Here is a 12,290-nt window from a genome sequence, read left to right on the forward strand (position 1 = left end):
AAGTCGCCGGAGGTTGCCAGGCAGGGTGTTCAGACCTTGGGCTTCACCAGCATCGCCAGCCCCTGCTCGATGGCCGTGCGGGCCATGTCGCGAAGCTGGTCGTCGGTGGCGCTGCTGACTGGATGGCCAATCTGGGCGAAGGCATAGCCCGGCATGCCGAGCACGCGGCCCATCATGTCGGCGGCGCTGGCGAACCGGGTGGTCATCACGCTGAACGCGGGAACGTCCAGTCTTTCAGCGGTAACGGAGTCGTGCAGACTGCACGATGAGCAGGACCCTCAATCCCCCAGGCCTGAGACGACGGCATCCCATCCCTTGATCTCGGCCACGATGTGCGGATCCGCCGGCGCGCTGTAGTTCGACTTGGTGCGGCTCACCACGCTGGCGACGCCGTATTCCTCGCGCAGGATCTGATCGAGGTGCTTGAAGAAGCCCTTGGTGCCTTCCTTGCCGTTTGAGATGAAGCCGACGGTCTTGCCCTCCAGCGTGTCGAGGCGCGGGGCGAGCCGGCCGGCCGGCGGGGCGGTGCCCGGCGTGGGATCGAGAACTTCGAACATGGGAACTCCTGTCACTTCTTGGGCGGTTCGCAATCGACGCAGACGCCGATGGGCAAGGTGACGGCATAGCTCTTGTTGCCGAGCCACGGCGGGATTACGGCGCCGAAGCCGCCGGCGGGACCGCCCGCGGCCACGACCAGAAGCTGGTCGGGCGAATCCATCGCGGTGTAGACGCTGTCGCCGCGGTCGCGCACGACCGCGCCCTTGCCGACCTCGGCCCATTCGCGGCGGTGGATGCGCGCGCGCTCGTGGATGAAGGTCGCGATATCGGCCTTGGTCCAGCCGCCCGCCTGCAGATGCTCGCGCAGCTGCTTGGGGATGACGATCGCGTAGTTGCCGGGATGGATCGAATAGTGGCGCATGTTGGCGCGCATCTCGGCCGCGAAGGTCTCGAGGATCTCCTCCGGCTTGGTCGTCCATTCGTTCATGAGCTGGCGCGGCGCGCCCGCGGACATGACCGTGACGGAGGATGCGCCCTTCGGCACGCCGCGATGCTCGGCCAGCGGCAGCCAGGTCGTGTCCTCCTCGTCCTCGGCGACGCAGTAGCTGAACTTGCCGGGATGGCCGAGCGTCGAGCGGTCGATCACGCCCGGCCGGTCGTCGAGCAGGTTTATGAGGCAGAGCCGGATGGCGCGTCCGATAACCGCTGTCGCCCGGTCGGAATTGGCCAGCGCATTGAAGCTACCGCTGGCGCCGATCTCGAGCCGGATCGGCCCGTTCAGGATCACCAACACCGCGCAACCGCCGGTGCTCGCCGTGGCGCCATGCATCAGGAATTCCTGCTGCATCATGGCGGTCCAGGCCGTCACGACCACGGGGAAGTGCATGGGCAGGCAGCCTGCCATCACGGCATTGATCGCGAGTTTCTCGGCGGTGATGGCGAGGCCGCGCACCGGTTCGATGCCGATCAGCTGGTCGGGCGGCATCATCACCCATTCGAGGCATTCCTGAACCGCCTCGCGCGTCGGCGGCACGATCGGCAGGCCGTCGGTCCAGCCGTTGGAATGATAGAGTTCCTGGACGGCCGAAATGCTGTCGGCCGAGTAGGATCGGGATGCAAACTGCACGTCGTTTCCTCCACCGCGCCGCGCACGTGACGCTAGACGGGATGCGCCAGAATAACCTCCCCCGCGCCTATGCCAACCGCAAGCTGATAGCCGCGATTATTCCATTTTGTGCATCAACGCACCGCGGGCTTTGGCCAAGCCCGTCGCGCCAGCGCGAGAAAGCCGGCCGCAGCCGGTGACGGTTCGCGTTCCCGCAGGAGAGCGAGGCCGAGGCGGCGCGAGAGTTTCGGCTCGCCGAGCGGAATGGCCCGCAGATCGCGGCCGAGGAACAGGCCGGTGGCGCCGGTCGGCACGATGGCGAGACCGACGCCGGCGCGCACGCAGCCCATGAGGGTCGCGAACTGGTTGACGATGACGATCTGGCGAAGCGTGAGCCCCGCAACCGACGCCGCGGCATCCACCGTCCGCCGGGTGCGCGAATCGCTGGGCAGTGCCACCAGCGGCACGTCCCGCAACTCGGCCAGCGCCACGGTCCGACGCGCAGCCAGCCGGTGACGGCGCGGCACCACGAGGCAGAAGGTCTCGCGCTGCAACGCCTCGCCCGAAATCGCATCGGGTAGCTCGTCGACATAGGTGAGGCCGAGATCGGCCGCCCCGCTGCGCACCGCCTCCAGCACGCTGCCGTGCACGCCTTCCTGGACATGGATCTCGATACCCGGCCGGTCGGCGCGATAGGCCGCGAGCAGAACGGGCAGCGCGCCGCTCGCCACCGACATGATGCTGGCGATACTGAGCCGGCCGCGCTGCTCCTCGGCTACTTCGCGGATGGAGCGCACGGTGATGCGCAGGTCGTTCAGCATGCGCTCGGCCACCGCCGCGAACTCTCGGCCGGCCGGCGTGATCTGGACATGGCGCGTGCTGCGCTCGAACAGGCGCACGCCCAAGGCCGCCTCGATCCGCTTGATGGTGCGGGTCAGCGCCGGCTGCGAGATGCGCAGCCGCGACGCTGCGGCGATGAAGCTGCCGTATTCGCCGACGGCCAGCACGGCCTCGAGCTGGCGAGCGCTGAAATCCGGCAGGGTCGGCGGGGCCATGGCAGCTCACGTTCCGTGGGGGCATCCTTGATGATGTCTACCGTGAAGACGAAGCATGATCACTTCCTCCTCATCCAAATGGGAAGGTGGCGCGCAGCGCCGGAGGGTCATGGGTGGTCCCTCCTCCTTTCGGCGCTCCCGGACATTGCGATGCAATGTCCTGCCACTCATGGGCCGAGCTTCGCTCGGCCTAGGCCGCCAGCATCCGCTCCGGGTTGCGCTCGCGCAGGATCGGCATGATCCACTTGCCGAAGCGCTCGGCCTCCTCGTCGTGCAGGTAGCCCGACAGGCAGAAGGAGTGGCAGCCGAGGTCGATGAACTTCTGCAAGGTGTCGGCGCACTGGTCGGGATTGCCGACGATGGCGATGCCGGCGCCGGGGCGGACCTGGGTGATGCCGGTCCACAGATGCGGCTCGATCGTCTCGCCGATCGCCGCCAGCTCGCGCACGCGGCGATTGGCTTCCGAGGTCGCGAAGCGTTCCTTCACGAAGGCCTTCTGTGCCTCGCTCGCATGCTCGACCAGCCCGTGGGCAAAATCCCAGGCTTCCTTCTCGGTCTCGCGGCAGACGACCTGCAGGCGCATGCCGAAGCCGATCTCGTTCTCGCGCCCGTGACGCGCCGCCATCGACTTGATCTCGGCCATGTTGGCGCGGATGCGCTCATAGGTGTCGCCCCAGAAGAGGTGCACGTCGGAATGCTTGGCGGAAATCTCCCAGGCCTGCTTCGAGCCGCCGCCGAGATAGAAACGCGGATGCGGCCTCTGCAGCGGATAGGGCCGGATCTGCGCACCCTTGAGCTGATAGAACTTGCCGTCGAAGTTCACCGGACCTTTGGTGGTCCACAGCGCCTTCAGGATCGAGACTTCCTCGTCCATGATCTCGTAGCGCTCTTCCTTGCCCCACTTGATGCCTTCGGAGGCGTTCTCCGCCTCGCTCTGGCCGGCGATCAGGTTGATGCAGATGCGACCGCCCGAGAGCTGGTCGAAGGCAGTGATCATCTTGGCCAGCAGCACCGGATTGATGTAGCTCGGCCGCGCGGCCACCAGCATGCGCATCGACTTCGAGCGCGCCACCATCATGGCGCTGGAGATCCACGCCTCCCAGCAGGCGGTCTGGACGGGCACCAGCATGTACTCGAAGCCCGCCGCCTCGGCCGCGCCGACGATCTTGTCGAACAGCTCCAGCGACGGCGGGATCTGGGCGCTCGCGAGGCCGTAAGCCGTGGTGTCGCCCGCGGTCGGCAGGAACCAGCCGAATTCGAGACGCTTCGGTTCGACCATCGTCATTCCTTCTCGATGCCGGCAGCCTTGGAGAGCCGGCCCCATTTCTCGATTTCCGACTGGATGAACGGCCGGACCTCTTCGGGCGCCTTGCGCTTCGGCTCGAACGAGATGCCGCGCAGGCGCTTGATCACCTCAGGGTCGGTCACGACTTCCTGCACCGCCTTGTCGATCCGCGCCACGATCTCGGGCGGGGTCTTCGACGGCGCCATGATCACGAACCAGGCGTCGAGCGCGAACTGGCCGAGACCCGCTTCCTGGAAGGTCGGCACCTCGGGCAAGAGCGGCGAGCGCGAGTCGGAGGCCATCACCAGCGCCTTGACCTTGCCTGCCTTCACCTGCGGCACCGCGATCGACACGTCGGCGAAGGTCATGTCGATCTGGCCCGAGAGGAGATCGGCCAGCGCCTGCGGCGCGGACTTGTAGGGCACGTAGGTGATGTCGGTGCCGAGGCGCTCGGCCAGCGTCGCCGTGATGACGCGCGCCGACGGCGTGCCGGCGCCCGAGGTGAGCGGCGGCTTGGCCTTGGCGCGCTTGATGAAGTCGGGGAGCGTGTCCATGCCGGCATCGGCACGGACCAGCAGGACGAACTGGATGAAGCCGTAGAAGCCGGCCGGCGCGAAATCGGCCAGCGAATCGTAGGGCAGCGACTTCATCAGGTTGGGATTGCCGGCATGCGTGGCGGCCGTCGCGATCATCAGCGTGTAGCCATCGGGTGGTGCCTTGGCGACGAAGGTGCCGGCGATCGAGCCGTTGCCGCCGCCCTTGTTGTCGACGATCACCGGCTGGCCGAGCTTCGGCGCCAGTTGCTCGGCCATGAGGCGGGCCAGCGTGTCGGTCGCGCTGCCGGCGGCATAGGGCACGACGATGGTGAGCGGCTTCGCCGGCCAGCCCGTCTGCGCCCGTGCGGGGGCTGCGGTCGCGGAAGCGGCCGCGAGAATGGTCAGTGCCTTGCGCCGGCTGATGCTCATGCCGGTCTTTATGCAAGCGGCGGCACCGATGCGCAATTGCCGCTGGTCGAAGCGCGAAAGAGGCGGCACGATCCGCCCGCCTCAAGGGAGAACTCATGCTGCAGCACGGCAAGCGTCCGACAATCGCATCGCGGCACGGCATGGTGGCCGCCGCCCATCCGCTGGCCGCCGCCGCGGGCGCGCGCATCCTGTCGAACGGCGGCAATGCCTTCGACGCGGCGGTCGCGACTGCAGCCGCACTGAACGTGGTCGAGCCCTACATGTCCGGTCTCGCCGGCCGCGGTGTCGCGACCTGCTACATTGCCAGCGAGAAGCGCGTCCGCACGCTCGACTTCGTCGGACCGATCTCGAAGAATTTCCCGATCGACAAGCTCAGCAACCGATCGCAGCTGCAGCGCGGCGCCCTCGCCGTCGGCGCGCCGGGCAATCTCGCCGGCTGGTGCGAACTGAACAGCACGCACGGCAAGAAGAAGCTGCCGGAACTGTTCGCGCCTGCGATCGCCATCGCGCGCGACGGTTTCCAGCTGATCGAATTCAACATCGAGGAAATCCAGGGCGTCGCCGGTGAACTGGCCGGCCACAAGGCGCTGCATCCCGAATGGTCGCGCGTCTACACCGCCGGCGCGGGCAACGTGCAGCCGGGCTTCGTGTTGAAGCAGCCCGATCTCGCGCGCACGCTCGAGGCGCTGGCGAGCGAGGGTCCGGGCCTGCTCTATGGCGGCGCGCTCGGAAAGAAGATCCTCGACCGGTTGACCGAGCTGGGCGGCTGCATGGTCATGGACGACCTGCTGGCCGCCAAGGCGACCTGGCGCGATCCCGTCTCCGTCACCTATCGCGGCCGCACCGTCCATGTGCCGCCGCCGCCCTGCGAGGGCTTCCAGTTCCTGCTGACACTGCGCATCCTCGAAGGCTTCGACCTCGCGAAGATGAAGCGCAACTCGACGGAGCATGTCGACACGGTGCTGCGCGCCGTCCGCCTCGCTGCCGGCGTGCGCATCGCGACAGGCGTCCCGGCGCCGCAGAAGCTGGCCGAAATCCTGTCGGACGCCCATGTCGAGACGCTGCGCGCCCGCGTGCGCGACGGCAAGCCGGTGATCGGCCCGACCGAGCAGTGGACGCCGCCGCAGGAGCCGGTCTCGCCGACCGACGAGAGCCACACCACGTCGTTCTCGATCGCCGACAACGAGGGCAACCTGATCTGCCTGACGCAGAGCCTGGGCAGCGTGTTCGGCTCGGGCATCGTGGTGCCCGGCACCGGCCTCTGCCTCAACAACTTCCTCTACTGGGCCGACGTCAATCCGAAGAGCCCGAACCGCGTGAAGCCGGGCGACCAGCTGCCGATGTGCATGGCGCCCTCGATTTCCACCAAGGATGGCAACCCCATCCTCGCGCTGGGCACGCCGGGCAGCTACGGCATCCTGCAGACCCAGCCGCAGGCGATGGTCCAGCATGTCGATTTCGGCCTGCCGCTGCAGCAGGCGATCGAGGCGCCCCGCGGCCGCCTGACCGACGGCGCCGAGGTGTACCTGGAATCGCGCCTGCCGCCGGAGGTCCACGCCGACCTGCGCAAGCTCGGTCACAACATCACGACCGGCCCGGAATGGACGATGAAGGTCGGCGGCATGCAGGGCGTCGCGGTCGATCCCGAGACCGGTATCTTCACCGGCGGCTGCGACCCGCGCCGCGACGGCTACTGCGTTCCGGCTTGAGGCAGGGCCGAGAAGAAGAAGCAAAAGGTCCCTCACTTCGTTCGGGATGACAATTTTGCCGAAATTGGCGCAGTGCGCCGATGCCATGAACGGTGTCATCCCGAACGAAGTGAGGGACCTTTGGGTAACGGCACCCATTTGAACGCAACTCGGCATTCCTCTTGCACGGAGGGGCGAGGCACTATGGAATGCGTTCCAACGAGAATGTTCAGGAGGGGGATGGTCAATGCGTAAACTGGCATGGCTCGCGGTCGCCGCGATTGCCGTCATCGGCGCCGGGGCGGCGAATGCCCAACAGACGCCGCGCAAGGGCGGCACGCTGCGCATGACGGCGCCCTACGCCGCGAGCTTCGGCAGCCTCGACCCGCACGTCACGCCACGCGCGCAGGACGACATCGTCGGCAAGGCGCTGCAGCGCTCGCTCTACAACTGGGACACGGCAGCCAACAAGCTCACGCTGGAACTCGCCAAGTCGGTCACGGCGTCGGCCGACGGCCTCACCTATACCTACAAGCTGCGCGACGACGCTTTCTTCCATAACGGCCGCAAGATGACGGCCGACGACGTGATCTTCTCGTTCACCCGCATCATGGACGGCAGCAAGGGCTATCCCGGCGCCCGCTACGTCCGCCTGATCAAGGGCGCGGTCGATGTCGAGAAAGGCACGGCCAAGGAGATTTCCGGCCTCAAGAAGATCGACGACTACACACTGGAAATGACGATCACCGACCGCGTCGATCCCGGCTACTACTTCTTCGGCGGCTCGACCGCGATCCTGCCCAAGGAAGAGGTCGAGAAGGGCAACTACGCCTCCAATCCGGTCGGCCTCGGGCCGTTCAAGTTCAAGGAGCACATTCCCGGCTCGCGCGTCTCAATGGAGCGCTTCGACAAGTTCTACAAGACCGGCCAGCCCTACCTCGACAAGCTCGAGGTACTGATCATGGCCGAAGCCGCCGCCCGCGACGTTGCCTTCCGCAACAAGGAAATCGACACCTCGATCCTGGGCCCAGCGCAGTATGTCGCCTATCGCGCCGATCCTCAGCTCTCCAAGGGCATCCTGGAAGTGGCCGAGATGTTCACGCGCTCGATGCACATCAACCTGAACTCGATCAAGCCTTTCCAGGACAAGCGGGTGCGCCAGGCGATCAACTACGCGATCGATTCGAACCTGATCATCTCGCGCCTGGTCAAGGACAAGGCCTATCGCGCCACCAGCTGGCTGCCGCCCTCCTCCGCGGCCTTCGACAAGACCATGAAGCCCTACCCGTACGATCCGGAGAAGGCCAAGAAGCTGCTGGCCGAGGCGGGCTATCCCAACGGCTTCGAGTTCGAGTGGACGACCAGCCAGAACGAGAGCTGGGGCCTGCCGATCGTCGAGGCGGTGATCCCGATGCTGGCCAAGGTCGGCATCAAGGCCAAGCCCAAGCTGGTCGAGGTCACGGTGCTGACCGAGATCCTGATGAAGGGCGACCACCAGTCGCTGATCGCCTCCAGCCTGACCGGCCCGGACTCGCTCGCCACCCTGCGCTGCTACTACTCCAAGACGCCGCGCACGGCCTGCAACTACACCGGCTTCAACAACGCCGATTTCGACAAGCTGCTCGACGATGCCGCCCAGGAAGGCGACATGGCCAAGCGCGACGAGATCCTGAAGAAGGCCAACAACCTGCTCTACGAAGAAGCGCCGGTCTGGTTCTTCAACTACAACAAGGCGGTCCTGGCCTTCCAGCCGTGGGTCCACGGCCTGCAGCCCAACCCGACCGAGATCACGCATCAGTACCCGGAAAACATCTGGGTCGACGCCAGCTCGCCGGCCAAGTAACCGGCGACACAGAAAGTTAAGTGTCCCTCGCTGCGCTCGGGATGACAGCACCTTTGTCATCCCGAACACCAGCGAGGGACCTTTAGAACCCTCGCAATGCTCCTTGTCCTCGGCCGCCGACTCGCCAACGTCATCCCGACGCTGCTCGCCGTCGTGGCGCTCGTCTTCCTGCTCTTCTCCGTCCTGCCGGGAAGCTTCATCTCGGGCATGAACGAGGACGGCCGCTCGACCATCGACCCCGCGGTCATGGAGCGCATGCGCAAGGAGATGGGCCTCGACGATCCGCTAGTCGAGCGCTTCGCCAAGTATGTCGCGGCCACCGCGACCGGCGACCTCGGCACCTCCTTCCGCACACGCGAGCCGGTGACCAAGATGCTTGCGGTCCGCATCTGGCCGTCGCTGAAGCTGGTCCTCGCGGCCATGACCTTCGCCATCCTGGTCGGCGTCACGCTGGGTTTCCTTGCCGCCCTCAAGCCCGGCAGCCTCATCGATACCGCCGCCATGGTCGGCGCCATCTCCGGCCTCTCGCTCAGCCAGTTCTGGTTCGGCCTGATGCTGATGTACCTGTTTGCGTTGAAACTCCAGTGGCTGCCGAGCTTCGGCTACGGCGATGGCGGCCTGCGCAACCTCATTCTGCCCGCGATCGCGCTGGGCGTCGGCCCGATGGCCCTGCTCGCCCGCACCACCCGCGCCGCTGTGCTCGACGTGCTGAACGCCGACTTCGTCCGCACCGCGCGCAGCAAGGGCATGAGCGAGCGCCGCGTCGTCGAATGGCACGTGCTGCGCAACGCGCTGGTCCTGGTCATCACCATCGTCGGCCTGCAGTTCGGCTCGCTGATGGGCCAGGCGGTCGTGGTCGAGAAGCTTTTCGCCTGGCCGGGCGTCGGCTCGCTGATGGTCGATTCGGTGTTCCAGCGCGACATGCCGACCGTCCAGGGCTGCATCCTGATGATCGTGCTGTTCTTCCTCGTCATCAACACGCTGGTCGACATCGCCTATGTCGTGATCGACCCCCGGATCCGGTACCGATGAGCCTCGCCCTCAAGATCCCCCGCCTGCGGCTGAAGGGCGGCTCCTCGCTCTGGGTCGGCGGCGCACTGGTCGCCATCGCCATCTCCTCGGCCATCCTCGCGCCCTGGATCGCGCTCACCGATCCCGTGCTCGACGCCAACCTGATGAACGCCGAGATCGCGCCCTGCTGGGAGTTCCCCTTCGGCACTGACGCCCAGGGCCGCGACATCTATTCCCGCATCGTCTGGGGCGCGCGCGTGTCGCTGAGCGTCGGCATCATCAGCCAGATCTGCAACAGCCTGATTGGCGTGACGCTCGGCCTTACCGCCGGCTACTGGGGCGGCTGGTGGGACGACCTTGTGAGCGGCCTCACCAACCTCATGCTGGCGATCCCGTCGCTGGTCTTCGCGCTGGCCATAATGGCGATCCTCGGGCCTGGCCTCGTCAGCCTCGTCATCGCGCTCGGCCTCACCAGCTGGTCCTATTCCTGCCGCATCGCGCGCGCCCAGGTCCTGTCGCTGAAGAGCCAGGGCTACATCCAGGCCGCGCGGATCCTGGGATACGGCGACCTGCGCATCATGTTCACGCAGGTCCTGCCCAACATCCTGGGGCCGTTGATCGTGATCGCCACGCTCGGCATGGGCGGCGCCATCCTCTCCGAGGCGGCGCTGTCGTTCCTCGGCCTCGGCATCCGCCCGCCCTTCCCGAGCTGGGGCAGCATGCTGTCGGAAGCGCGCGACCAGATCACGACCGCGCCGTGGCTGTCGGTGTTCCCGGGCCTCGCGATCTTCTTCACCGTACTCGGCCTGAACCTGCTGGGCGACGGCCTGCGCGACTATCTCGACCCGCAATCGACGACTCGACGGGGATGAGGCCGCGCGCATGACCACGCCCCTCCTCAAGGTCGAGAACCTGCGCATCGCCCTGGCCGGCGATGGCGTCACCTACGACGCGGTCGAGAACGTTTCGTTCGAGATCGGCCGCGGCGAGGCCTTCGGGTTGGTGGGCGAATCGGGCTGCGGCAAGAGCATCACCGCGCTCTCGGTGATGGGCCTGCTGCGCCGACCGCTGTCGCTGGCGGGCGGGAAGATCATGCTCGACGGCCAGGAAATCCAGAACGTCTCTGCCGCCGAGATGCGCCGCCTCCGCGGCAAGCGCATCGCCATGATCTTCCAGGAACCGATGACGGCGCTCAATCCGCTGTCGCCGGTCGGCCGGCAGATCGCCGAGATGTTCGTGCTGCACCAGGGTGCCAATTGGAACGAGGCGATGGACCGGGCCGAGGAGGCGCTGCGGCAGGTGCGCGTGCCCTCGCCCGAGCGGCGCATCAAGGATTATCCGCACCAACTCTCGGGCGGCATGCGCCAGCGGGTGATGATCGCCATCGCGCTGGCCTGCGGCCCCGACCTGCTGGTCGCCGACGAGCCGACCACGGCGCTCGACGTCACCGTGCAGGCGGAGATCATCGACCTGATGGCCGAGCTCTGCGCCGCCAAGGGCACGGCCATCCTGATGATCAGCCACGATCTCGGCCTCGTCGCCAACATGTGCAAGCGCGTCGCCGTCATGTACGCCGGCCGCATCGTCGAGAGCCAGGTGGCCGATTCGATCTTCGCCCGGCCGAGCCATCCTTATACCCAGGGGCTGATCGATTCCCTGCCGCGGCTGGGCGAGCGCGCGCGGCGCGGCCGCCAGAAGCTGCGCGAGATCTCGGGCGTCGTACCCTCGATCGCCAACTATCCGTCCGGCTGCCGTTTCAATCCGCGCTGCCCCGCCGTGACCGATGTGTGCCGTTCGACCGTGCCGGAGGCGACGCCGCTGCCGGCCGAGGGACTTGTGAGGTGCCATCACCATGGCTGAGGCCCTGCTTTCGCTGAACGACCTCGCGGTCCACTTCAAGATCGGCAACGCACTGGGCGGCGGCGTCAGGACGTTGAAGGCGGTCGACGGCGTCACGCTCGACGTGAAGCCCGGCGAGTGCCTGGGCCTGGTCGGCGAATCGGGCTGCGGCAAGTCCACGCTGGCACTCGCCATCATGGGCCTGCTGCCGCCGACGCGCGGCACGATCGGCATCGACGGCCAGCAGATCTCGGGCTCGACGGCGCCCGACCGCATGAAGATGGCGCGTACGGTCCAGATGGTCTTCCAGGACCCCTATGCCTCGCTCAATCCGCGCCAGACGGTGCGCCGGACGCTGGCCGATCCGCTGCGCCTGCACGGCATAACCGACAAGGCCGAAGTCGAGGCGCGGGTGATCGACATGATGGCCAAGGTCGGCCTGCGTCCCGAACAGGCCGACCGCTATCCGCACGAATTCTCCGGCGGCCAGCGCCAGCGCATCGGCATCGCCCGCGCCCTGATCCTGAAGCCGAAGCTTGTGCTCTGCGACGAGCCCGTGTCGGCTCTCGACGTGTCGATCCGTGCCCAGATCATCAACCTCCTGCTCGAACTGAAGGACGAGATGGGGCTCGCCTACATCATGATCAGCCACGACCTCGGCGTGGTCGAGCATGTGAGCGACCGCGTGGCTGTGATGTATCTCGGCCGCATCGTCGAACAGGGCGGCTGGCAGGAAATCTTCGAGAACCCGCGCCATCCCTACACACGCGCGCTGATCGCGGCGATCCCCGATCCGTTCCACCGCGCCGCCATCGGCGCGAACGCCAAGGCGCGCGGCGAGATCGCCAGCGCCCTCAACCCGCCGGCCGGCTGCCACTTCAACCCCCGCTGTCCGTTGAAGGCCGACATCTGCACGGCCGAGTATCCGGCATTCGGCGAGGTCTCGCCCGGCCACCGCGCGGCTTGTCATTTCCGCGACCACGTGAGTTGATGGGGCGATA

Annotated in this window: 11 protein-coding genes; 6 read left to right on the plus strand and 5 right to left on the minus strand. The window is 66.9% G+C overall.

Annotated features, from left to right (window positions below):
- Positions 1 to 29: 29 nt before the first annotated feature.
- The 5 genes from LJ725_RS29220 to LJ725_RS17520 all read right to left on the minus strand — a co-directional run bounded on the left by LJ725_RS29220 (position 30) and on the right by LJ725_RS17520 (position 4,908).
- Entirely contained in the window at positions 30 to 557 is a 528-nt protein-coding gene (locus LJ725_RS29220) for a UGSC family (seleno)protein (RefSeq protein ID WP_329958374.1), read from the minus strand.
- Between the two features lie 11 nt (positions 558 to 568).
- Positions 569 to 1,624 (minus strand): hypothetical protein, encoded by a 1,056-nt coding sequence (locus LJ725_RS17505; protein WP_230551928.1) that lies wholly within the window; start codon positions 1,622 to 1,624, stop codon positions 569 to 571.
- A gap of 113 nt (positions 1,625 to 1,737) precedes the next feature.
- On the minus strand, positions 1,738 to 2,658 hold the full coding sequence (locus LJ725_RS17510) for a LysR family transcriptional regulator (RefSeq protein WP_230551929.1): 921 nt from the start codon (positions 2,656 to 2,658) through the stop codon (positions 1,738 to 1,740).
- A gap of 190 nt (positions 2,659 to 2,848) precedes the next feature.
- Positions 2,849 to 3,937, minus strand: a complete 1,089-nt coding sequence (locus LJ725_RS17515; RefSeq protein WP_230551930.1) for an LLM class flavin-dependent oxidoreductase — start codon at positions 3,935 to 3,937, stop codon at positions 2,849 to 2,851.
- Between the two features lie 2 nt (positions 3,938 to 3,939).
- Positions 3,940 to 4,908, minus strand: coding sequence for a Bug family tripartite tricarboxylate transporter substrate binding protein (locus LJ725_RS17520; protein WP_230551931.1), 969 nt, complete (start codon positions 4,906 to 4,908; stop codon positions 3,940 to 3,942).
- Positions 4,909 to 5,003: 95 nt separating this feature from the next.
- Here LJ725_RS17520 and LJ725_RS17525 point away from each other — a divergent pair, with 95 nt between their 5' ends.
- The 6 genes from LJ725_RS17525 to LJ725_RS17550 all read left to right on the plus strand — a co-directional run bounded on the left by LJ725_RS17525 (position 5,004) and on the right by LJ725_RS17550 (position 12,280).
- Positions 5,004 to 6,617 (plus strand): gamma-glutamyltransferase family protein, encoded by a 1,614-nt coding sequence (locus tag LJ725_RS17525; RefSeq protein ID WP_230551932.1) that lies wholly within the window; start codon positions 5,004 to 5,006, stop codon positions 6,615 to 6,617.
- A gap of 226 nt (positions 6,618 to 6,843) precedes the next feature.
- Entirely contained in the window at positions 6,844 to 8,439 is a 1,596-nt protein-coding gene (locus tag LJ725_RS17530; RefSeq protein WP_230551933.1) for an ABC transporter substrate-binding protein, read from the plus strand.
- Between the two features lie 96 nt (positions 8,440 to 8,535).
- Positions 8,536 to 9,471 carry an ABC transporter permease gene (locus LJ725_RS17535; RefSeq protein WP_230551934.1) on the plus strand — a complete coding sequence of 312 codons (936 nt, stop codon included), beginning with the start codon at positions 8,536 to 8,538 and terminating at the stop codon, positions 9,469 to 9,471.
- The gene (locus LJ725_RS17540; RefSeq protein WP_408015750.1) at positions 9,468 to 10,322 is read left to right on the plus strand and encodes an ABC transporter permease; all 855 of its coding nucleotides are present in this window, start codon (positions 9,468 to 9,470) and stop codon (positions 10,320 to 10,322) included. Before LJ725_RS17535 ends, LJ725_RS17540 begins: the two co-directional genes overlap by 4 nt.
- A gap of 10 nt (positions 10,323 to 10,332) precedes the next feature.
- Positions 10,333 to 11,310, plus strand: a complete 978-nt coding sequence (locus LJ725_RS17545) for an ABC transporter ATP-binding protein (protein WP_230551935.1) — start codon at positions 10,333 to 10,335, stop codon at positions 11,308 to 11,310.
- Positions 11,303 to 12,280, plus strand: a complete 978-nt coding sequence (locus LJ725_RS17550) for an ABC transporter ATP-binding protein (RefSeq protein WP_230551936.1) — start codon at positions 11,303 to 11,305, stop codon at positions 12,278 to 12,280. The genes LJ725_RS17545 and LJ725_RS17550 overlap by 8 nt, the downstream gene beginning before the upstream one ends.
- The last annotated feature ends 10 nt before the right edge of the window (positions 12,281 to 12,290 follow it).

This window comes from Reyranella aquatilis (assembly GCF_020880995.1).
Classification (GTDB): domain Bacteria; phylum Pseudomonadota; class Alphaproteobacteria; order Reyranellales; family Reyranellaceae; genus Reyranella; species Reyranella aquatilis.